We start from the raw sequence: 22,668 nt of genomic DNA on the forward strand, positions 1-22,668 counted from the left end.
TTACAGCCCTACTCAACTGTGCGGAGGTGGGACGACGAAATCGAATTCTAACGAATGACCGATTTCTGTCCCACTCTCTTTATTTTATCCCAATACCAATTCGTCACTCACCAAGGTTTCACCACTGTTTTGTTGGAAGAGGCGCATCAAGTCTTCAACTGTCAAGTTTTTCTTTTCTTCTCCTTTAACATCGACCACGATTTTCCCTTGGTAGAGCATGATCAAGCGGTTGCCATATTCGATAGCATGGTTCATATCGTGTGTAATCATCAAGGTTGTCAAATCATGGCTTTCCACGATCTTTTGTGTCAATTCCATGACCATTTCACTGGTCTTGGGATCAAGCGCTGCGGTATGTTCATCCAGAAGCAAGAATTTGGGTCTAACCAAGGCTGCCATGACCAAGGTCAAAGCTTGACGTTGCCCACCAGATAAATATTGGGTATCGACTTTGAGGCGGTTCTCTAAACCAATATTCAGTTCCTTCAAGGCTTCACGGAACAATTCGCGATCTTTCTCCCGAACTCCCCAGCTCAAACCACGAGATTTCCCCCGACGCTGGGCAATGGCCATATTTTCTTCAATGGTCAAACGGGAAGCTGTCCCCATCTTAGGATCTTGGAAGACACGCGCAATATCCTTAGCACGCTTACGAACACTCGTATTTTTGATAGAGTTACCCTCTAGCAAGATATCCCCTTCATCCACGACTAGATTTCCTGCCAAGATGTTCATCAAGGTTGATTTCCCAGCTCCATTTCCACCGATGACCGAAATGAAATCTCCTTCTTCCACTTGGAGATCCAAACCTTTTAAGACGTGGTTTTCATTAACCGTTCCTGCTTCAAATGTCTTATGAATGCCTTCAATTGATAATAATGTTGCCATACTTTTCTCCTATTTATTTCCTAACTTCAGTCCACGAACACGAAGACGTTTTTGCGCCTCAGGAGCGAACAAGACAATCGCGAGCAAGATCGCATTGAAGAGACGAACCATATTTTGATCGAGATTTGGGATCTCGTAAATATTTAAGATAATCAAACGGTACACAATAGCTCCAACCCCGATGGAAAGCAAGCGCCAACCAATGGTCAATTCGTGGATCAAAACTTCAGCGATAATCACCGCACTCAAACCGACTACGATCGTCCCTGTACCAGAAGTCACATCTGAGAAACCATCATTTTGTGCAAACATCGCTCCACAAAGGGCAATCAAACCATTGGAAATCATATAGCCCAACATCTTCATGTTATCTACATTGACCCCATTGGCCTCACTCATTGGAATGTTATCACCAGTCGAGCGCAAAACCAAGCCAAGTTGCGTCTTCATTAAGAGAGTTAATAAGATACAGACGATGATCAAGCACGAAATACTAATCAAAAAGACAGCTTCTTCATTGGACAAGCCCAATTTCATGACACTTTTGAAAATGGTACTGGCATCGCCAATAGAGAGGTTGGGTACTCCCCCCATGATTTTAATATTGATAGAGTAGAGACCGGTCAAAGTGACAATCCCTGTCAAGAGGGCTGGAATTTTCATTTTTGTATGGAGAATCCCAGAAACCAATCCTGCGATCATTCCTGCTAGGAAGCCCATCAAAGTTGCAAGCCAAGGGTTTCTTCCTGCTTGAATTTGGGAAGCTACAACTGCTGCCCCAAGTGGAAAGGCTCCTTCTGCCGTCATGTCGGCAATATCTAAAATTCGAAATGTTAAGTAAACACCGATCGCCATGATCGACCACAATAAACCTTCTGATAAACTTGATAAAACGAAATTCATCTCAAACCTCCTATTTTTCTACCTTCAACGAGCTAATATCAATTCCAAGCTCTTTCGCCATCTCTTTATTGGTATGCAATTCTAATTTTTCAGGTGTTTCAACTGCAACTTTGCCAGGTTTCTCACCCTTCATGATGCGAATGGCCATCCGAGCAGCTTGTCTTCCCAATTCCTCATAATCGGTACCGAAGTTGTACAAGCCACCAGTAGCCACCATCTCAGCAGATCCACCAAAAACGGGCACCTTATGGCTGAGGGAAACCTGTTTTACAGTGTCCATTGTAGAAGAAATGATGTTATCCGTCGGAACAAAGACGATATCTGCTTCTGACATGATACTGTCTGCTGCAGCCTTCACATTGTTACTATCGAGGATGGTTTTTTCAACCACTTGATAGCCTTTAGCTTCAAGGATCTTCTTCGCATTGTCTTTTTGGACGACTGAGTTAGGCTCACTTTGCGTATAGAGGATCCCAACTGTTTTCGCCGTTGGAAGCACTTGCTTAATCATGTCTACCTGTGTAGAGATCGCATCGTCTGACTGGTCACTTGTCCCCGTGATATTGCCACCAGGCTCTTTCAAGTTCTTCACCAATTTCGCTGCCAATGGGTCGGTCACAGCTGAGAAGACAACCGGCGTTGTTTTCGTCGTATTGGCCAAGCTTTGTGCCGAAGGGGTTGCAATCGCAAAGACGAGATCACTTTCTTCCGCCAATTGTTTGGAAATGTTTTTCAGATTTCGTTGCTCCCCTTGAGCATTTTGGAAATCAATCTGGATATTTTTCCCATCCACATAGCCCTCTTTCTTCAACTCCTCGATAAAGCCTTTTCGTGTCGCATCGAGCGACTTATGGGTGATGTACTGGGAAATCCCAATTCGAAAGACATTGTCTTTTTTAGTATCCTTTAGATTGTGTAAGGTCACCAATGATGTTAACAGAAGTCCTACAACCAGGACAGGTGCTAGCAATTTTTTCACTACTTTCATTTATTGACTCCTTTTCTGCAAAATAAACAAAAAATCCGCTTAGATGATACTCTAAACGGATGCTTGAAATTCTCCAACAAGTTACAAAACCTCGGTCCATTTAGATACTAGCTCTATGGACCATCATCAAAAATCTTAGCCACATAGATACAAACAAATTGCTTGGGTTGTTTGCATCCATGAGATCATGTCTACAAACACTATCTAAAGTAGCTAAAGTAAAATTTTTGAGTTGAAATGGCTTGTTGCTTCATGTTTATTTTCTGCTTTCTTTATTTATGGGTATTATCTTACCTTAATTTTTTTTTGCTGTCAAGACTATTTCAGAAATTTTTAAAATTTTTTGAAAATTCAACTAGCCCTGACAAGAAAAAAACAGAGGCTGGAACACGTCCAGGCCTCTATTTTCTAATCTTCTTTTGATTTGGTTTCTTCATCATCTTCGACGATTTCAGAAATTTCAACTTTTACCTTGGTCACACGACCATTTTTCACCTTGTCATTTGTCAGAATCAAGTGTTTCTTTTGACTATCGACTTCACAGCTGAGTCGCTCTTTCAAGGTTGGAATTCGCCCAACCTCTGTCAGATAATACCCTGCAATGGTATCCACATCATCGCTTTCCAACTCAACGCCAAAGTATTCATTAAAGTCGTTTAGTGACATAGCTCCTTGTACGACATAGGTATTGTCCGCAATTTCAAAGACATCAATTTCCGCTTTGTCAGTCTCATCGTCAATTTCACCGACGATTTCTTCCAAGAGGTCTTCAAGAGTAACCAAACCAGACATCCCACCATATTCATCGAGTAGAATGGCCATTTGATTTTGCGTATTGCGCAATTCCTTCAAAAGATCATCCACAAAAATGGTTTCTGGAACAAACAAAGGTTCTTGCAAAATCTTTCTTAAGACAATATTATCAAAGCCATTGATAAATCCTTCGTTCAAGAGACGTTTGGTATGGATGAGGCCGATGACATTGTCCTTGTCATCATCATAGACAGGAATCCGTGAAAAGTTTTGCTTAAGGATACTTTCAATAATTTCTTTGGTATCATCATTGATATCAACCATGAAGGCATCTGTCCGTGGCACCATGACTTCACGCGCTACCATTTCATCTAATGAAAAGATCCCTTGGAGCATCTCAATCTCATCCGCATCCAGTGTTGCTTCACTATTGGTCAGCATATACTCGATTTCATCCCGCGTCATCTTTTCATCTGGATCATCGAATTCCATTGGCGTGATACGGCTCAAAAGGTTGGTCGATGCTGAAAGCAACCAAACAAAGGGGCTAACAATTTTTCCTAATAGAATCACAATCGGAGCTGTTCGAACAGCCAACTCATCTTTTAGGTTCATAGCGATTCGTTTCGGATAGAGTTCACCAAATACGATCGAAATATAAGTCAAAAATGCTAGAGATAAAAAGCTTCCAGCTGCAAGAGCTGTTTTGGTATTGCCCATCCATCCAGCAATGACATGACCGAGACTTTCTGCAAGACTCGCCCCAGATAAGATGGTAATCAAGGTGATCCCCACCTGAATAGTGGATAAGAAATGGTTCGGTTGTTCCAATACGCTAAGAAGACGAATATATTTTTTATCTCCTTCTTCAGCCTTTTGCTCTACACGAGAGCGATTCAACGATACCATTGACATTTCAGCCGCCGAGAAAAAGGCGTTCAATAATGTCAAAACAATCAATAAAATAACTTCCAGTAAAATTTCCTGACTGCCAGGGTCTTCCATGGATAATTTCCTCCAGTATATAATATTGTATATTATACCACAAAATAGGAGAGCCTGCATTCTTCTATAAAATTTTCTTTTTTTACCATCAAAAAATCAGGAACAAGTCCTGATTTTAGAATGTGAACATATTGTTTTTTCACATAAAATAACCTAAGTAACGCTGAAAACTTAAAACAAAATATATAATCGTTTCATTCAAACCTACACTGAAACTTTCCGCCGTGAGAAAAGTGCTAGAAACACGATTGTTTCTAGCACTCGGGAGTTTTGGGAGTAAAACAGTTTGGGAAACTGTTTTAGCCTGAGCCTAAAAAATTAAAAAGCGAAGGGGTCCAAAACGAATTGAACACGGGCTACGGATCGTGTCAAAAAGATAAGTTTTCCTAGAATCTAAAGATTCTGCGTCAAACTTCCTATTTTGACTTTATCCGCGAACGCCCTTTGTATCTTAATTAGTCATGGAACTTCTTCGAAGTTCGCTGACGTCCGTACTCACCTAAGGAAAGTTTCTAAGAAGACTTTGTCTTTAGTGTTCTGCACTGGTAAAATCATAAAAGAAGGCATTGAGTTTTTCAACCAGCTCAAGCGATGAGAGACTACTTGTACAAATAAATGGTTTTTTCTTTAATTCAGGCATCATAAAGTTGGCTACCACCACATCTGCATCCGAAGCTTCAATATCATCTACTGTTAGATTGTACTTGATCATCTGCGTAAATTCAAAGTTATCCGTACAGTAGAAATCAAGGAAATCGATCATGGATTTGGCATGGTGATCGTCAAAACGACTGATAATCAAGACCTTAATAGACTTCCGACGACGCAATAACTGTGGTAAGAGACGTTCCCAGTGAGTATAGACCGTATAGATCATGTGCTTGATGATCTCATCATTCAGATCATGCTTCATGGTCTTCATATAAGTGATGATATGCTCCTTCAAATCATCATAGAAGGCTGGGAAGATGCTCATGAAATCTTCGTTGGTATTGGTCTTGGTATCAAACAAGAGAAACTCAGAGAATAATTCCTTCCGATCGAGATGAGACGTGTTATGGACATGCATCAACATCTCATCAAGATTTTCAATGTCTAAATCATAGGTATAGCATAGATCCTTGAACATATCTTTGATGAGTCTAGTCGATTCTTTGGCATAAGGATCCGTTTCTGCAGCTTCGATCAAGCTTTCTGGACTGAAATAGAAATTCTCTTGAATAAAGATAATAAAGAACTGTTCCAGCACTTTTTCATTCAACTCGACACCCAACTGCAAGCTAAAGTAGCGCAACATCTCCTCGACATTGGTCACCCCTTGATACTGGTCCTTATACACATCATAGTTCGTTGGCATGTCGATGAAGTAACCTTGCTTAATCCGTGACAAGTAGACTGTCAAGAGAACTTTATAAGACCTGAGTACAGAGAAGGTCAATGGATAGCCATAGAGCTTGAAGAAGAAGGTGATCAAATCGGTCACCGCCTCTTCCTTAAATTCTGGGAAAGGCCACTCCATGTAGTAATAACGCTCTGCAAAATATTGGGCATAAAAGAAACGAACGTCAATCTCATCCCCGACAAGATTCAAGGGTTTCAAATCAATCTTTACATTGTATTTGGTTTGAAGCTTCTGATTAATCGTCCGAATCAAGCGGTAGAAAGATTGGTAACTCAAATCAAACTTTCTGCAAATATATTCATTGGAAACATCCTTGTTGAAAAAGAGATATTCAATCAAAGCAAAGGCTTGTGATTCTTTAAAAAAGTGATGGTAAATCACCTCAAGCCCAACCGAATCCTCATAACTGATCTTGATCCCATTGGTAGATGATTCAATTAAAAAGTCATCAAATGTACTACGAAGATTAGACAAATCTTCTTTTAACGAACGTTCTGTACAATCCAAACGCTTGGCCAACTCTTTCAAGTGGAACCATCTTTTTTCCTTAATCAGGATTTCCAACAATTGCAATTGGCGTCTCTGTTTTTTCGATAAGAGCAGTCTCATCTTTTCCTACCTTTTCATATTTTCTTTCAAAATCACTTATATTTTAACACATTTCATAGCACTTGTTGACTTTTTTCCAGCATTTTTCAAAAAAATGTACAAAAAAGACTCTAAGGCCCATATAGGCGCTAGAGTCTATGATTTATTAATGATACCAAATTCTTCTTTTTTCTTCTGTTCCTTAGCAGCACGGTGGTTATCATAAAGATTCACCAAGAATTTTACAATTTCTTTTCCAATCGAATAGACTGGAATCGCAACGACCATCCCGATAATGCCGTAAATATTACTTGAGAGCAATAAGAGAACCATAATGGTAATCGGGTGAACCTTCATCACGCCTCCAACGATACGCGGATAAAGAATATTCCCATCGATCTGCTGGATAATCAACATGTAAATGACTGCTTTGATCATCATATCCATATCTGTGAAGGCATAGGTGATGATCATCGGAATCAACCCGATGGTTGGTCCTACATATGGAATGAGGTTGGCTAATCCAGAAAAAATGGCAAAGACCAAAGCGTACTTCAATCCAATAAAACTATAGCCAATGTAGGCTAGGGTTCCAATGATAAAGGCATCGATCGAAATCCCACTAATATAGCGAGAGACCGTTTCATTCAAACTAATCAAGAGGCTTGAAATGTGGAGTTTGTCATTGCGTAAAATGGTCCGCTCCAACATCGGTAATAACTTCTTCCCATCGACCAAGAAATAAACCAAGAAGACAGGGGTCATGATCAAGATAAAGACCGTATTGACAATGGTGTTAACCACACTTCCTAAACTGTTGGTCACACTATTCAAGAGATTTTGTAGGATATCCATATAAGAGAGATTCAACTGCTGAATCGTCGACTGGATATTCACATTTTGGAACAAAGGATTGGTCGAGAGTTTTCGAACCAAACTTTGAACTTCCCAGTAAAGTCCTTGAGTTGAATTGATCAAGCTGGTTAACTGATTGATCAAGATAGGGAGCAGATAAAAGATCCCTAAGCCAATGATCCCAAACAAGAGGACTAAGGTGATCAAAATCCCAAACACACGCTTGATTTTTAAGTGTTTTTCCAACAATTCAACAATCGGATTGGTAATGTAATATAAAAAACCTGCAATTAAAAATGGTAAGAGGATGGTATTCAGAACAGATACAAATGGAGAAATTAAAGTCCCCATTGATTTCCAAATATAGAAAATCACCGTCAATAATAAGATCTCACATGTCCAGAATAACAATTTACTATTTCGAAACATTCCTTACCTCCTGTTTTCTATTCTACCATATTTTATGATAGAATTTCAAACAGCATTTATTAGAGTATATTAACAGTCTGTAGCCTTGATTTAATAACATTTTTCAGCTTTTAATGGTTCATTTAACATCATTATATCACTCCCCAAATTCCACAAATTACTGAACAAAAAAATACCCCTTGGGGTATCTATCAATTTACGAGTTCAGCAGGCAAGAAACTAGCACCTAAACGGGTGCTAGTTGTTTTTAATAGATTTATTAATAATGGATTTTTCTATCTTATTTTTTGGTGTATTACCTATCTCTTTATACACTTCTAAAAAGTTTTTACCAACATTGTTTCGAGAAAGATTCTGATATATTTTTTTATCTAAAAACTTGTCTTTTTCTTTTGAAAAATTTAATGAATACATTATATACCACCCTTTCTAATTCTATAATTAATATTGTTATCAATATTAAAATAGTGTTTTCTTTCGATCCAGATAGGACCATCCCCTTTTGAAATCGCTAGTACGTCCACAGGACCTCCAACTGTCTCAAGTGTATTTACAATCCTTCTTTTAAATGAGGTTAATTCAATAAATGTTTTTGCTGTAGAAGCCATTTCATCAATAGGTTGCATTGCTATCAACTCAAAGATAGGATTTATATAGTGTAATTCTTGAACTTTGGCAATATTATCAAACAATTTATCTTTTTCTTCAGATATATTATGTTTTTTAAGAATTATCTCGAGTTCTTGAGCGATAAACGCATTTAAAACAGGGTCAATCCCATTCATAATAGTATTTACCATTTCAGATTGAGCAAATGGTATAATATCACAGCGTTTATTTTGAGTAATTTCACTCTGTTTAACAACTTCCCAAACAAGACGATTAGCAAAGACACCGCTTAATTCTATTTGACAAAGTGATGGAAAAATTTCTTTATCACCAAATCCAGCAATTACCAGCCCTGTTACGGAATTTCTATCAAAACCGATTCGCATCGCTTGGTATAATGTTTTAGATAGAAAGGTTAGTTGTTCTTCAGTGGACTCCACATCTTTAAAGTAATTATTTACTACTTCCCTTATAGCATCTAGTTCACCTTCTAAATATTCAAAATCATCTTCAGGTACTAATTGAGCAATCTCTTTAGAGTACTCATCTATAAATTCCCACAAAATCCCCATAAAATTTTCTAGAGATATTGTTTCACCATTAGATGATCTAGTATCAGCTATTTCTTGGGCATTCTGATGTATTATTTCTAAATATTTTTGAGTCTGTCTGACTATATAATTAACTAAGGCGTCACTACTTTGTATAGGCTCAAACCCTAATAAAAAATCAATGAGACTATTAATATACTCTGCTGTATTACTTAAAACTTGATTGCCAATCGACCTTTTATACTCACTTATGATTACATCCCAGGGAACTCCCATAAAAGAAGCATCACCATAAATCATAATTCCAACTGAATGTACGCTAGATAAAGTAAATAATTTCCGAGCACTATTAAACACTTTGGAATTAGTTCCATTAGATAATGTTACCGCACTATCTGCAGCTAAAACAACCCCGTTTTTATTTAATATTCCGATTTCAGCTGTCATTTTTCTACTCCTGACAAACAATACTTTCCATATCTATGCTCCAATTATACACCAACTTTTCGGAAATTACCACCTATATTGATCCAGTTCTAACGCTTTAATAAGTATTTTATTTTGTAAATTTTCCGTCAATTTCATCTACAGGATTATTTTTAAAAAAATCTACAAGACCTTCTAAAATACATTTTTTAGTCAAAAATGGTAGGCGTCCGCGTACCAATGGGTACTCGAAGGCCTACCACTAGTTCAATTATAGCATATCTTGCCCGCTTTTTCACGCTCCAAACAGGTTTTAAAAAGGGAATTTTTCGTACAGAAAAGGGCGCGTCATTTTGCTGAGTTTAGATATAGCCCGTTTATTTTTATTGGGGGTATGGATTACCAATTCTCTATGAATTGTAACAACGCTCTTGCCTTACGCCTATGATAGTTACTGCTGGAGATAGAAAGTAAATTCATCTGTTCATAAGCAGACACCTTTTTTTGCTCAATAAAGCTCATTTCTAGGATACGTTTATCCATTGCCAATGAAATACCCTCAATAGCTTTTCTAATTCGATTTACCTCGGTTAAAGCCATGTTTTGGCGCTGATTTTGTTGATCTGTGCAATTATCAAGTAAATCGCCTGTTAGATAATCAACCCCAGCTATTCTACATAAAGAGCGATATTGGCAAAGTACATTTCTAGCAAGCTCTTTCTTGTTCCTTTTTTCTTCCTGCCCTATATTCATGCTTTGCCTCCTTTTCAAATACATTTACAAATAGGGTTCAGGGGCTTGTATTTTTGTAAAAGTCAAGCCACTCTTTTCTTGATATCGTATGGTATGGATCAGATTCATCATGATAAAGGGGGTTGATCCCCTTATTTACACGAATATAATCCATTCTATCTTCCACAGTTGGAAAGAATATCATCTCTTTAAAATCATCTGAAATGGTTCTACGTTCCCAGCTATCATCTATATTATCGAATATGATAATACTATCATCTGAAAATGTTCTTAATACCGCCAATGCTTCATGGTCTAGATAGTCCTTACCATTTACATTGATATACTCAATCCCTTTATCTGATTCAGTTACAATGACGATACCGCCCGTTTTCATCTTGTGTATCTGTTTTAGCTCATCAATTTTCTTTAAAAGCTCTTTTTTATTCAACTCTAAATATCCTTATTGTCTATACTGATAACTGTTTCCAATTCTTCCAGCTTTTCTATAATTGCTTCATTTTCGTATGCTTTATACGCAAACTCAAGAATAGTTCTGGCTGATTGTTGGCGTGCGTATGGGCTGATTTTAGTATCATTCATGATAGCTGTTAAGACTTCCACAGCCTCCACAGCTACACTATTCAGCCTGCTTGTTGCCTGCTCCATTGCTTGGTTTCTCATCTTGCGGTATGCACTTCTTACCGTGGTTTTTGCCATGTAACGCTGTGCCGTGCGTCTAGAGATCCCCACTTTTTCGCAAGCCTTGCCCACAGATGGGGCAAGCATTAAAGCCGTCAGGAACTTTTCTTCTTTTAACGTTAAATCTTCCATGCCTACCCCCTCTCTATCGGACATTCTGAGGCAATTTCAGACATTTTTAAAGCCCATTCTCTTCAAAGAAACGTCCTATAGCCGTTTCATCAAGCTCTAAACTCAATTCTGCTGTGACAAGTAACATCTTATCCCCATTGATTAAAAATTCGCTGTGATAGGTTTTAGCTTGGTTTTTTAAGTACTCCGCTAATTTTTCGGTACGATCTTTAATATTGTATTTCTCATAGTCAAAGAATGATAAATCTGTATGAGATTGGGCGATCTCTCCCAGCTTTTTAATTGCTAGTGGTTTGTTCTTGTATTTCTCCAGGTATTCTTCAAACTCTTCCCATGAAATATCCTTTGTGCTTTCAAGTAACATCAATTCAGCTACATCATCAGCAGTCACGCTATTCTTTTCTGATTTGAGTTCCTCAAGTTGTTTGGTTTGTTCCTGCTCGATATCAGACATGATCTTATCATAGGTTTTCTGTGAGTACGTTTCTCCCTCACTCTTGAGGTCAGCTAGCTCGATCTGAGCTTGTTTGCTCCCTTTCATGCCCTCAGCAACCTGCTTTTTTAGTTTCTCCTGTAACTCAATGTATGAGCGCATATAGTCTACTTTCTTGTTTGCAAATGCTTTGAGTTCGCTCTTAATAGTTGTGAATGTCATCTTTTTTACCTCTTTCTGTACCTAATCAAAAAACCGAGAATGAACCCTCATGAAGCCTATGCAATCTTCACGAAATGTTTCACCCTCGGTTGTTCCGATAGATCTATTTTATTGTTTCAGCCTTTTCAACATAGCATACTTTACTATGTTGGTAGACTAGTGTCAGTTTCCCGTACGCTGGAACTTTTACACTCTCTATTATACCATTTTTTATATAAAATAGATAGCCATCTTCCATTTTTTCAATCAAAATTTTTTCATGCATTTTTATTTTCTCCATTGGTAGGATCTATTTGAGTGGTAGGATTACGGTAGGAACAGTGTCCTACCAATTCCAGCCCGTTATATCAACGTTTTTGGCACTTGGTAGGAAAGTAGGAAGAATTTCAGCACTAAAAATATTATATAAACAATAATACCTATTTAATTCATTAATAAATATTATTATTGAAAATATTATTATTTTCCTACCGAGTACCTTTTATCCCTAGAGCCTCAAGGGTTTAAAGTGGTAGGAACTTTTTGAAATGATTCCTACCATATATTTCAGAAAGCTTGTAAAGCCTTACTCTCTCAAGGAGTTAGGGCGGTAGGAATATTTTAATGAATTTTCCTACTCTCATTCTGATTCTCCTACTTTTTGAAAACCAGATGTCGGAGTTCTTCCAATCTTGATATTTCTCTTGTACTCCCATGTACGTTTACCACGCATTGCAAGCCGTATCTTTGCATTTTGTTGAGGTGTGGGCTTATCGATTAGAAAAACCTCTTTAAAAAATAATGAGACTGTCATTTTTTCACGGGGTACTAACTCGCCATATTTTGCTGTATCTATTTTGACTTCTTCCCCGTTACCATTTAAGTATGCTCCATTGTTGATCATCTCATAGATATAAGTTCTTCTCAGACCGTCATTGATTGGAGCAAAGTACATTCTTTCAGGATAAGGAGTTGATAGATACCTTTCAAGTGCCTCTAGTTCATCATCTATGAGCTTATAGCGTTCTCTTACAGTGTTTACAAGGTGTTCTTGACTGTCTGACAAGGTCAATGCTTGGTTTGCTCTCCATGCTGTCACCATAGCGCCCCAGAATGCCCTGCGATCCTTTTCAGACCACATTCTACCTCGGTAAGAGTTATCTTTGAATACCTCAGCAACTAAAAACCTACGTTCCCCTGTCAAATCATTCAGATAATCAGGTTGATTAGTAGCCCGTACAAATACAAAGTTTTTCATCAATCGTCTATCTGAACTTGCGTAAGGTGGGCGAAATTCAATTTTTCTATCAGTCACAAACCTTTTTAAAACTTGGAAACTCGCTTTTCTAGTTGCGATCATCTCATCATCAAAAACGCACCAATTCCGCACCATTCGGGCTTTATCGTCTTTTTCTGTGAGTGTATCCACGGTTGTAAAGTATTGATCTGTAAATAACTGCTCAAAAAACTGTGTCTTTCCTACTCCCTGCTCGCCTGTTAAATCTAATACAAAGTCAAACTTTATACTTGGATCAAATACTTTGGCAACTGCTCCACGAAAGAACAGATCAAAGATAATTCGATTGTATTGATTATCTTTCACGTTTAAATAATATCGTAGGATATCAAATGGATCTTTCTGATCTGCTAAATGGGAGTACTCTTGTTCACATTCAAGTAAGAATGATCTCAATGGGTTGTATTGGTTCGATCTAGCTACAACCTCCATTACATCAGCGATATCGGACTTTTTAAAATCGATCTTATACTTTTGGGCAATATACAAGCGAATTTCTTTTATTAGAGAGTCATCAGCAACCCCGTCTAAACGAGTAGCACCGTTCAAATTAATAGAATTTGAAATATCGATTTCATTTGTAAACTCATTGTATTTTAGCTTACCAGCTAACCGAGTATCACGCTCAAGAATTTTTCTGAGATTGTTTAGAGTAGGAGCGTAGCCGTCACCCTTTGCTTTTTGGTCAAGGTTTAAACTATTCTGTTCTGTTTCTCTAATCGCTGTAAGATCAGTGAACTCTTGAGTTAGTGCTTGACTGTATCCAGCATTTGTATATTGTTGTGCTTTATTGTTGCCATTGTTCAAATACTCACCCCCTTATAAATTATTTTCATTTCATCTAGAAAGCACTTTGCAAGTGCCACACGCTTCACAATTGAAGAGAATAGCTGTGTAACCTGCTCGAAGCTATAACCATGCAGGAATAGTAACCGAATAAAAAGCGCTGTATCCTCTTTGGTATAGATTCCATTCGTGATAATATCGAATAACCAGCCATTTAATTCTATTGCTTGATTCTCTCTTGCTTCACTCAACTTACCAGCCTCTAACTTCTGCAATACTGCCAATGGTTCAGGCTTCATAAATTTTGGATAGATCTTTCTCGCAACTTTCCAATGAGAATTTTTCTGTTGATTATCACAAAGTCTTATCGTTATCCCTTTAGTGCGAAAGTCTGTCAATCCTGCTCCAATTGGTTCAAAATAAACAAATTTAAAATAGTTTCCATTTTGCAGTACCAAAGTTGGATTGTCCTTGAGAAAATCCAATGCCGTCAACTTGTCAGAGTGAACAGTAACTTCTATTATTCTCATTTATCAGCTCCCAAAAAGATCAAGATATCACTTACTTTATAATAGGCTTTCCGTGTATCTTCTAGGGGTGGTTGATAGCGTTTCAAGCCGTTTTCTTCCCACCGTTTTAGTGTATTATCCTTTATATCTAACTCATCTTTCAATTGTTTTGCTGTCATAAGCCCCAAAGATTTTTGAAAAACTTTATCTTGTGACTTTAAAAACGTATCAATCAAAGTCAAAACTCCTTGACTGAGTTCTTGTTCACTTTCTTTACTTAAACTAAACATTCATTTTCCTTTCTAAAATCGTTTTTTCTGCGGTTGCACGTTTGGGAGGTATAATCATACCCCTGTTATATTTCAAGTTGAATTTCACCGATTAAAGGGCTAATTTCAAGCCTTAAAATCGATTCTGTGCGTGAATTAAATTATTAGTTTGTCCTTTGCGTTTGTTTCTGACAAATGGACTCACTGAAAAATTGTCAAGGTCTGAAAGTTTGGCACGAATAGAAACAACTCGCCCAGCCTCCTTTTCCTCTATCAGCTCTTCAAATGCTTTTTCAAACTTCAAAATCTTTGAAATATGCCGTCTTACGTTTGATTCAAAATACCAAGCGTTATCCTGTTCATCATATCTTACAACTGTTTCCCGTTCCTCTTGCTGGTATGCCATTATCTAGCCTCCATGATCTCAAGCCATTTCTTCATACGTTTTAGCTGTCTTTTGCTGATATATCCTCTTTTCTTGTAAGCTACAGCCCACTCATGGAAACACTCAGCAAGGAAGAATATACTCACGAATGATAGAAAAATAATTCCAACGCCTAATAAATCACCAATCATTTTTGATCTCCTCATCTAGCTTTGTAGCTGTCTATATATGCCCACCGTGCTTCACCCTCCAATGAAAGAAAGTTATTCAATTCATCAAGAGAGAGTTTCTTATGTAGAAAATCAAATAGGATCTGATAAAGATTAGGTTCATTCTCTTTCATCTCTTGTACAATTTTGTTAAATCTTAATTGTGCATTAACTTTTTCCATCTCTTCTAAAAATTCCTCTAATTCTAATTCTGTTAGTTCTAATTCTGTTAGTTCTAATTCTGTTAGTTCTAATTCTGTTTTTTCTGTTTCCATTTTATGTACCTCCTGTACAACTTTTTGCGCTCTATACCAAGATATGGTATAATTTAAGTAAATAATATTGCTAAAACCTATAACACGGCTTGCCTGCATTGTGTTGTGTTTTAGTTCATCATTGAAAAAGGCTTGATAGTTTGGCGACTGTGAGCCTTTTTTTGTTGTCTGTTTTTCAACTATAAAAAAGTTCATCAATTGTAATATCTGGTTTGATTTTGGTAACCATAGATTTAATTAATAAACGTTCTTTATCGTTAAAAGGAGTTTTTCCCAATTCTTTGTTATTGTAAGATTGTAAAGAAATATCTAGCCTATCAGCCATTTTTTTCTGAGTCAAACCTAACATAACTCGGTAACCTTTTAGTTTCTTCATGTCCTATCCTCCTTTCTAAAACCTTCGTCTACAATTTTAAAATCACAGCCTCCAAGGTATCCAATTCGGCTACCTTTCTATGGTATTATATATCCGTTTTGGATAATTGTCAACTATTTATTTCAAAAAAATGTATCATTTATTGATACTTTTTAAATTTTAGGATATAATCAGTTACGAAAGGAATGTAAACTATGAATAGATTGAAAATTTTACGCAAAGAAAAAAAGCTCACTCAAGACGAATTGGCTCATGAAATTGGAGTTTCTAAAATTACTATCTTGAGGTGGGAAAATGGAGAAAGGCAAATAAAACCTGAGAAAGCAAAACAATTAGCCGATTTCTTTGGAGTAAGCGTAGGATATTTGTTGGGATACACAAATGATAGAAAAATATATGATGATGAAAGAATAGAACTTGATTATAAAGGTCAAATTAGGGTATACTCTGAAAAAAGGAATAAAGAAAAAGATCTGCAAACCTTTGTCAATTGTTTAAAAGAATTAGATATTGTTATTAGTGATTATCAAGTAACAGACGTTTTCAATCTTATCCAATCTATGAATTTAAATAATGAAGACAATTATTGGGGAGCTTATATGTCATACGACCTCATGATGTCGCACAGAATAGATGAAATATATAACGATTTGGCTAAAAATGGATACTCATTACTTGTTGAAGACACAAGTACAGATTAAATAATCTTTTCATCATAACAAATACTATCGAAAACTTTCTAAAACCTATAACACGGCTTGCCTGCTGATGAATTAGAAAGGTTTTCGATCATGAAAATTACAGAACATAAAAAGAAAGACGGTACAACTGTATACCGTGCTAACATTTACTTAGGGATTGACCGAGTAACGGGAAAAGATGTAAAAACTAGTATTACAGCTAGAACTAAAAAAGAGGTCAAGCAGAAAGCCAAAGAAGCTGAAATAGACTTCATTCAAAATGGTTCTACTAGATTCAAAGAAGCGACAATTAAAACATATAAAGAACTCGCTGAATTATGGTGGGAAAGCTATAAGCATACAGTAAAACCAAATACTCAAGGCAATATGAGTAAGATTTTAAATAAACATATCCTGCCATTATTCGGGGGTTATAAGCTGGATAAACTAACCACTCCACTAATTCAAAACATAATTAACAAATTAGCTGGAAAGACAAATAACGGGGAGCAAGGGGCTTATTTACACTATGAGAAAATCCATACTGTAAACAAGCGTATCTTACAATATGGTGTAGTTATGAAAGCTATACCATTCAACCCAGCCCGTGAGGTCATTCTCCCAAGAAATACCCAGAAAGAAAAGTGCCAAAAGATTAAACACTTTGATAACATTGAGTTAAAAACATTTTTAGATTATCTGGACAACTTGGATAGTGATAGATACCGCTATTTTTACGAGAAAACACTTTACAACTTCCTACTTGCTACTGGTTGCCGTATTAATGAAGCGTTGGCGCTGGAATGGTCTGATATTGATCTAGATAGAGCTGTAGTTCACGTTACAAAGACACTAAACCGTATGCAAGAGGTGAATAGTCCTAAATCAAAAACTAGTTACCGTGATATCGATATTGACCCCAAAACGGTTACAATATTAAAACAGTACAAACGTAGACAAACCCAAGAGGCTTGGAAGATAGGACGAACTGAAAAAGTAGTCTTTTCAGATTTTATCCATGAATACCCGAATAACAGTACTCTTTTTACAAGATTAAAAACACATTTTAAACGTGCTAAAGTGCCTAATATTGGTTTCCATGGTTTCCGCCACACTCACGCTAGTTTGTTATTAAATGCTGGAATACCATATAAAGAACTCCAGCACCGACTAGGACACTCCACCTTATCCATGACAATGGACACATACAGTCACCTCTCAAAAGAGAGTGCAAAAAAAGCCGTTTCATTCTATGAAACAGCTCTAGGGAGTTTGTAACTGAACAAATAACTGAACAAAGTCAGAATACAACGTATTACGACAAGCAAGAAACCCTATAACAATGGGCTTTCTGACAATTCTATCTTTAAATTAAAAGATTTTATGATAGAATAAAGGGGATTTTAATCAAAAGGATGAAGTTATGAATAATTTGATTGAACTAGAAGACGTCAATTTGATCCGCAATGGAAAAGCCCTTTTAAAAGAGATTAACTGGCAAGTAAAAGAAAATGAATGTTGGGCGATTTTAGGCTTAAATGGAGCAGGAAAATCGACCCTCCTCAAACTCCTCATGTCTGAATACTGGGCTAGTTCTGGCCAGGTAACGGTCCTTGGAACCCGCTTTGGAGAAGGGGGTATTCCTGAGTTACGTAAGCGTATTGGGATCGTTAGCTCCTTTATTTCAGAAAGACTGCCAGAACATCTTTTGACAGAGCAAATTGTCCTAACTGGTCAATACAAGAGTAGTATCTTATATGCTGCATACGGGGAGGAAGAACTGAACTGGGCACGGGATATGCTAACTTCAATTGGGGCTAGCTCTTTGATCGGCCGCAAATACCGTGAGCTCTCCCAGGGAGAAAAGCAGACCGTTCTCATTGCACGAAGCCTCATGGACCAGCCAGATCTGATCATTTTTGACGAAGCTTCTAGTGGATTGGATCTCTTTGCCAGAGAAAAGCTCCTCCGTCAGATCCATCATATCAAACAACTGGATCACGCGCCTACCATGATCTACGTCACCCACCATGCCGAGGAAATTACAACAGACATGACCCATGTCCTCTTACTCAAACATGGCCAAGTGGTCGAGCAAGGACCAAAGGAAAAGATCCTAACTCCTCATGTCCTTAGCCAATTTTATGAAGCACCAGTATCCCTTATTGATCTTGGTGATGAGCGACTCTTTGTCAAACCAGAAATCGCACACTGAAAAGAAAATGAATAAAGCAAAAAGAGAGTGGGACAGAAATCGGTAATTCGTTAGAATTCGATTTCGTCGTCCCACCTCCGCACAGTTGAGTAGGGCTGTAAAAGCTGATGAAATCAGCGTAGTAGAGTCCACTCAACCACTGCGTCTTGATCGACAATCCAAAAATAATTGAGAGGCTAGGACTTTTGTCCCAGCCTCTTTTACTCTTATCTCAACGATTCCGTGCATACTCGATTAAATCGTATGGAAGCGTATTGGCACTTTCTCTTAGGGAATAGCTTTCTAATTCATTGACATTTTGTCGCATACGGCGCGCTTGCTTGGCGGTAATCAGGTGTTGCGCTTCATATTCAAAAATAATCTTACGCTCCAAATAATAGCCTCTCAACATTTCATCGATATTATTTGGCTTCACGCGATTAATAACACGCTCCACAAAGGCCCCACTCGTAATAATAGCTGTCTCTCTCAGACGAGATTCTTGCAGATAAGAGATCAAACTGCTCCGATAAATCCCCTTGAGGTCTTCCAAACTTTCGATAATGATTTCCGTATTGGCCAGATAAAGGGCCGCAATCTGGTCATAATCAATGGCCTCTAACTTACTGTCTTCTCGGGTCCACCAGTTTCGCAAGCCAGACCCAAAAGTTAAGATCTCATGAACTAATAAACGCAAGAGACGGAAAGACACCAAGAGGTAATAGGTTAAACGAGACGAAAGATTGCGATTGACACGTTGCTCCATATTGCGAAGATAGCGTTGGTAGACGCGGTAGCCCCGCTCTCGAATCTTCCCTTCTTCATAGGCTTGTTCCAAGCCGTCACTTTCAATACTCAAAATCAGGAGCTTCAACTGTTCCCAGTCCTTTTGAATGAGCCTGTTTTCTTGGCCTAGAATCAAGTTTTCTATGCGACCATGGTAGTTATCAATTGCCGCATACAAGGGCCCCTTGTGCTTGCTATTCTTTAGGTCTGCTTCTAATTCCATGACGACATCATTTAAAATCGCGATCTGCATCAGGTAGTCATTGGTTTCTTCCTTTTCTTCTGATAATTTTGGAAGTACCACTAAGCCAGCAATAAAGCTGACAAGGGTAACTCCTGCCACTAAAAAGAGTAGGATGGGGTATTCTTTTTCGATCTTGGTTGGAATCAAAAGAATCGTCGCAATCGAAACCGTTCCCTTCACACCTGAAAAGGTCAGCAATAAGGCATCTTTTAGATAATTTCTCAACGATTTTTTTAGTCGAGCCGTTCGGAACCAATAAAAGAGGTAAACCATGACAAAACGAATCAAAAAGAGCAAGGCTGTCAACAGAAAGACAGAAAGAACTAAAAGAAGATTATTGTAAATGGGACTACTTAAGATGGGCTTGGAAATCATTTCCAATTCCATTCCTAAGATGACAAAGACCGACCCATTTAAGATAAAGTTGACCGTATTCCAGACAGTATGACTCACAGTATCTACCCGCGCTTCAAGGAGGGTAATGTGCTTAAAGCGACTGGCTTTTAGGATTCCTGACACAACTACTGCAATGATACCAGAGACATGGAGTTCTTCTGCTAGGAAGAAGGTCAACAGTGGGAGACTCAGTTCTAATAACAATTCACTGGCAATATCACTAGCGCGAACACTCAAGAGTAAGGTTTGCAGCCAACGGTTCACAAAGGCCGTCAAGATCCCCACCGCAAATCCTCCTATAATGGAGATTCCTAAGGAAATCCCTGCCTGTCCAAGGGAGAAACTTCCGGTCGCAAGGGCTGCCAAGGCCACTCGAAAGGCAACTAGACCTGAGGCATCATTTAGTAACCCTTCTCCTTTTAAGATATTCGAAACCCGCTTTGGAAAGGTAAAGCGCTCAGACAGGGAAGCAAAGGCTACTAAGTCTGTTGGACCTAGAGCTGCCCCTACGGCCATACAGGCTGCTAAAGGAAGGCTCAGCCACAAGGAGTGAGCTACCCATCCCAAACTGATGGTTGAGATAAAAATCACTGGAAAAATCAAATAGAGGATGACCCGCCAGTGTTTCAAGACAGAAGTAATATCTGCTTCTTCTGCTTCTCGAAATAAGAGAGGGCCAATGACCAAGGCCAGAAAAAGCTCGGTATCCAGATGAAAATTTTCTTCTGGCACAAAGAGGGCCCAACCAATCCCTAGTAAAATTTGAATCAAGGGCAGAGGAAGGCTCGGCACAAGTTTATTCGTGGCATTTGAGACGATCAAAATCATCGAAAAGATCACTGCATAAAGGAGTAGTTCCATATCACTCCCTCCTTAGCGTTCTTGGCAACAGGTCTCAAATTGCTGTTTTAACTCCGCAATCTTTTGGTCTGTCTTGGTTACATCCTTGTGCTCAATCTTCTTTTGGCACCGTTCCATCTCAAGCGAAACCAATTTCTTTTTTATTTTGAGCATCTTTTTGGTCATATGGGCTTCATCATAAAAACCTATTGCACGCTCGTGGATGGTTGATTCGACAAAATGATGTCTCAATCCTTCGATTTTATTCTTTAAATATTCTTTATCCATGACGGTAGCTTTCTAATTTTTCGATCATGACCAAAAAGGGTGGCTGATTCACTTGATTCAGTGTCCGGTAGATGGTCGCTGTATAGTCTTTTTGAGGGAGCTGACTGACAAAGTCCAGCACTGCATCACGCTCGATGTCTCCTCCTTCATGACCATAATAGATCATAATAGCCATTCGCCCACCTTTTTCTAGGCGAGCACAAATTTTCTCCATCGCTTCAATCGTGGTAGCAGGAAGAGTAATGACCGACTTATCTGCAGATGGCAGATACCCCAGATTAAAAATAGCTGCTTTGAGGGTCTCCACATATTGGTCCACATGCTGGTGGCCATCCAAAATCAACCGGACATGTTGAAGACCCAACTTTTCCAATCGTTCTCGGGTATTTACAAGTGCTTGTTCTTGAATATCAAAGGCATAGACCTGGCCTGCAAGTTGGGCTAAAAAGGCCGTATCATGTCCATTTCCCATGGTCGCATCCACCACCACATCTTCTTTGGTGATGACTTCTGCTAAAAATTGATGGGCCATTTCAAGTGGTCGAAGCATCAGCAGTCTCCTTTTCTTCTAGCTTACATCCTTGGGTACTTCCACGCCGACGCATTTCAGTTTCAATGGCGTTTAGGACTTCCCATTTGTTGAGGCTCCACATAGGGCCAATCAACATATCCCTTGGCGCGTCCCCTGTAATCCGGTGGATGACAATGTGTTTGGGGATGATCTCCAACTGGTCACAGATGACCTTGACATACTCCTCCTGGCTCATGAGTTGAAGTCGTCCTTCATGATAGTCCCGTTGCATCCGTGTATTGGTCATCAAATGCAAGAGGTGTAACTTGATGCCATCAATTTCATTATCGGTCACACAACGGCGGACATTTTCCACCATCATCTCATGCGTCTCCCCAGGAAGGCCATTGATCAAATGGGATACGATCTCTGCCTTGGGGACCCGTTTGCGAATACGCTTGACTGTTTCAACATAGAGATCATAACTATGGGCCCGATTGATCAATTCAGAAGTCGCTTCATAAGTCGTCTGAAGCCCCAACTCGATCGTCACATGCATGCGCTCTGTCAGCTCTGCTAGGTAGGCTAAGGTCTCATCTGGTAAACAGTCCGGACGCGTACCAATGTTGATTCCTACCACTCCTGGTTCATTGATGGCCTGTTCATACCGCTCTCGAATGACTTCCACTTTATCGTGGGTATTGGTGAAATTTTGAAAATAGACCAGGTACTTCTTCACATCTGGCCATTTCCGATGCATAAAATCAATCTCTTTGTAAAACTGTTCTCGAATCGGAGCTTCTGGGGCCACAATGGCATCTCCTGAACCCGAGACCGTACAAAAAGTACAGCCACCATGGGCGACTGTTCCGTCTCGATTGGGACAATCAAAGCCTGCATCAATAGGGACTTTAAAAGTCTTTTCTCCAAATAAGGTTCGATAATAATCATTCAAGGTATTGTAGGATTTCATACCCTTCATTATAGCAAAAAAAGAGTCGAACTCAAAACGCGAGTTCAACTCCT

At 38.6% G+C, this 22,668-nt stretch carries 27 protein-coding genes; 3 read left to right on the top strand and 24 right to left on the bottom strand.

Features of this window, described 5'->3' with window-relative positions; translation table 11 throughout:
- Positions 1-84 precede the first annotated feature (84 nt).
- The 20 genes from WKT08_RS03035 to WKT08_RS03130 all read right to left on the bottom strand — a co-directional run bounded on the left by WKT08_RS03035 (position 85) and on the right by WKT08_RS03130 (position 15,703).
- On the bottom strand, positions 85-888 hold the full coding sequence (locus tag WKT08_RS03035; RefSeq protein WP_340279912.1) for an ABC transporter ATP-binding protein: 804 nt from the start codon (positions 886-888) through the stop codon (positions 85-87).
- A gap of 9 nt (positions 889-897) precedes the next feature.
- Entirely contained in the window at positions 898-1,791 is an 894-nt protein-coding gene (locus WKT08_RS03040; RefSeq protein ID WP_155126668.1) for an ABC transporter permease, read from the bottom strand.
- 10 nt (positions 1,792-1,801) lie between these two features.
- Positions 1,802-2,779: an ABC transporter substrate-binding protein gene (locus tag WKT08_RS03045; RefSeq protein ID WP_340279916.1), complete on the bottom strand. Its 978-nt coding sequence runs from the start codon at positions 2,777-2,779 to the stop codon at positions 1,802-1,804.
- Between the two features lie 408 nt (positions 2,780-3,187).
- A complete protein-coding gene (locus WKT08_RS03050; protein WP_340279919.1) occupies positions 3,188-4,537 on the bottom strand; it encodes a hemolysin family protein in 1,350 nt (449 codons plus the stop codon).
- 529 nt (positions 4,538-5,066) lie between these two features.
- A complete protein-coding gene (locus tag WKT08_RS03055; RefSeq protein WP_049471761.1) occupies positions 5,067-6,548 on the bottom strand; it encodes a M protein trans-acting positive regulator PRD domain-containing protein in 1,482 nt (493 codons plus the stop codon).
- A gap of 135 nt (positions 6,549-6,683) precedes the next feature.
- Complete coding sequence (locus WKT08_RS03060; RefSeq protein WP_003008322.1) at positions 6,684-7,811, bottom strand: AI-2E family transporter; 1,128 nt, start codon at positions 7,809-7,811, stop codon at positions 6,684-6,686.
- A 237-nt stretch (positions 7,812-8,048) separates the two neighbouring features.
- Complete coding sequence (locus WKT08_RS03065; RefSeq protein ID WP_340279924.1) at positions 8,049-8,225, bottom strand: hypothetical protein; 177 nt, start codon at positions 8,223-8,225, stop codon at positions 8,049-8,051.
- The gene (locus tag WKT08_RS03070) at positions 8,225-9,418 is read right to left on the bottom strand and encodes a hypothetical protein (RefSeq protein ID WP_340279926.1); all 1,194 of its coding nucleotides are present in this window, start codon (positions 9,416-9,418) and stop codon (positions 8,225-8,227) included. Before WKT08_RS03070 ends, WKT08_RS03065 begins: the two co-directional genes overlap by 1 nt.
- A gap of 378 nt (positions 9,419-9,796) precedes the next feature.
- The gene (locus WKT08_RS03075) at positions 9,797-10,150 is read right to left on the bottom strand and encodes a hypothetical protein (RefSeq protein ID WP_340279928.1); all 354 of its coding nucleotides are present in this window, start codon (positions 10,148-10,150) and stop codon (positions 9,797-9,799) included.
- A 37-nt stretch (positions 10,151-10,187) separates the two neighbouring features.
- A complete protein-coding gene (locus WKT08_RS03080; protein WP_340279930.1) occupies positions 10,188-10,580 on the bottom strand; it encodes a hypothetical protein in 393 nt (130 codons plus the stop codon).
- 2 nt (positions 10,581-10,582) lie between these two features.
- Complete coding sequence (locus WKT08_RS03085) at positions 10,583-10,963, bottom strand: replication protein (protein WP_340279932.1); 381 nt, start codon at positions 10,961-10,963, stop codon at positions 10,583-10,585.
- Between the two features lie 46 nt (positions 10,964-11,009).
- Positions 11,010-11,618: a hypothetical protein gene (locus WKT08_RS03090; RefSeq protein ID WP_340279934.1), complete on the bottom strand. Its 609-nt coding sequence runs from the start codon at positions 11,616-11,618 to the stop codon at positions 11,010-11,012.
- Between the two features lie 103 nt (positions 11,619-11,721).
- Positions 11,722-11,883 carry a hypothetical protein gene (locus WKT08_RS03095; protein WP_340279936.1) on the bottom strand — a complete coding sequence of 54 codons (162 nt, stop codon included), beginning with the start codon at positions 11,881-11,883 and terminating at the stop codon, positions 11,722-11,724.
- Between the two features lie 354 nt (positions 11,884-12,237).
- Positions 12,238-13,701, bottom strand: coding sequence for a VapE domain-containing protein (locus WKT08_RS03100; RefSeq protein WP_340279938.1), 1,464 nt, complete (start codon positions 13,699-13,701; stop codon positions 12,238-12,240).
- Positions 13,698-14,210, bottom strand: coding sequence for a hypothetical protein (locus WKT08_RS03105; protein WP_340279940.1), 513 nt, complete (start codon positions 14,208-14,210; stop codon positions 13,698-13,700). Before WKT08_RS03105 ends, WKT08_RS03100 begins: the two co-directional genes overlap by 4 nt.
- The gene (locus WKT08_RS03110; protein WP_003013252.1) at positions 14,207-14,479 is read right to left on the bottom strand and encodes a hypothetical protein; all 273 of its coding nucleotides are present in this window, start codon (positions 14,477-14,479) and stop codon (positions 14,207-14,209) included. Before WKT08_RS03110 ends, WKT08_RS03105 begins: the two co-directional genes overlap by 4 nt.
- Positions 14,480-14,591: 112 nt before the next feature.
- Positions 14,592-14,864, bottom strand: coding sequence for a hypothetical protein (locus WKT08_RS03115; protein WP_340279944.1), 273 nt, complete (start codon positions 14,862-14,864; stop codon positions 14,592-14,594).
- Positions 14,864-15,034, bottom strand: a complete 171-nt coding sequence (locus tag WKT08_RS03120) for a hypothetical protein (protein WP_155172359.1) — start codon at positions 15,032-15,034, stop codon at positions 14,864-14,866. Before WKT08_RS03120 ends, WKT08_RS03115 begins: the two co-directional genes overlap by 1 nt.
- An 11-nt stretch (positions 15,035-15,045) precedes the next feature.
- Positions 15,046-15,327, bottom strand: coding sequence for a hypothetical protein (locus WKT08_RS03125; protein ID WP_340279946.1), 282 nt, complete (start codon positions 15,325-15,327; stop codon positions 15,046-15,048).
- A 175-nt stretch (positions 15,328-15,502) separates the two neighbouring features.
- Positions 15,503-15,703: a helix-turn-helix transcriptional regulator gene (locus WKT08_RS03130; RefSeq protein WP_340279948.1), complete on the bottom strand. Its 201-nt coding sequence runs from the start codon at positions 15,701-15,703 to the stop codon at positions 15,503-15,505.
- Positions 15,704-15,897: 194 nt separating this feature from the next.
- Here WKT08_RS03130 and WKT08_RS03135 point away from each other — a divergent pair, with 194 nt between their 5' ends.
- The 3 genes from WKT08_RS03135 to WKT08_RS03145 all read left to right on the top strand — a co-directional run bounded on the left by WKT08_RS03135 (position 15,898) and on the right by WKT08_RS03145 (position 18,598).
- Complete coding sequence (locus tag WKT08_RS03135; RefSeq protein WP_340279950.1) at positions 15,898-16,404, top strand: helix-turn-helix domain-containing protein; 507 nt, start codon at positions 15,898-15,900, stop codon at positions 16,402-16,404.
- 90 nt (positions 16,405-16,494) lie between these two features.
- On the top strand, positions 16,495-17,661 hold the full coding sequence (locus tag WKT08_RS03140) for a tyrosine-type recombinase/integrase (protein WP_340279952.1): 1,167 nt from the start codon (positions 16,495-16,497) through the stop codon (positions 17,659-17,661).
- A gap of 145 nt (positions 17,662-17,806) precedes the next feature.
- Positions 17,807-18,598, top strand: a complete 792-nt coding sequence (locus WKT08_RS03145) for an ABC transporter ATP-binding protein (RefSeq protein WP_340279954.1) — start codon at positions 17,807-17,809, stop codon at positions 18,596-18,598.
- A gap of 211 nt (positions 18,599-18,809) precedes the next feature.
- Here WKT08_RS03145 and WKT08_RS03150 read toward each other — a convergent pair whose 3' ends face one another.
- The 4 genes from WKT08_RS03150 to WKT08_RS03165 are packed head-to-tail and all read right to left on the bottom strand — an operon-like array spanning position 18,810 to position 22,624.
- Complete coding sequence (locus WKT08_RS03150; RefSeq protein ID WP_340279956.1) at positions 18,810-20,864, bottom strand: cation:proton antiporter; 2,055 nt, start codon at positions 20,862-20,864, stop codon at positions 18,810-18,812.
- A gap of 12 nt (positions 20,865-20,876) precedes the next feature.
- Positions 20,877-21,131 (bottom strand): hypothetical protein, encoded by a 255-nt coding sequence (locus WKT08_RS03155; RefSeq protein WP_023918874.1) that lies wholly within the window; start codon positions 21,129-21,131, stop codon positions 20,877-20,879.
- The gene (locus WKT08_RS03160) at positions 21,124-21,681 is read right to left on the bottom strand and encodes a tRNA (mnm(5)s(2)U34)-methyltransferase (protein WP_125826897.1); all 558 of its coding nucleotides are present in this window, start codon (positions 21,679-21,681) and stop codon (positions 21,124-21,126) included. Before WKT08_RS03160 ends, WKT08_RS03155 begins: the two co-directional genes overlap by 8 nt.
- Positions 21,665-22,624, bottom strand: coding sequence for a TIGR01212 family radical SAM protein (locus tag WKT08_RS03165; RefSeq protein WP_195623401.1), 960 nt, complete (start codon positions 22,622-22,624; stop codon positions 21,665-21,667). The genes WKT08_RS03160 and WKT08_RS03165 overlap by 17 nt, the downstream gene beginning before the upstream one ends.
- Positions 22,625-22,668: the final 44 nt, after the last annotated feature.

Source organism: Streptococcus sp. HCA-5024 (assembly GCF_037890265.1).
Taxonomy (GTDB): domain Bacteria; phylum Bacillota; class Bacilli; order Lactobacillales; family Streptococcaceae; genus Streptococcus; species Streptococcus lingualis.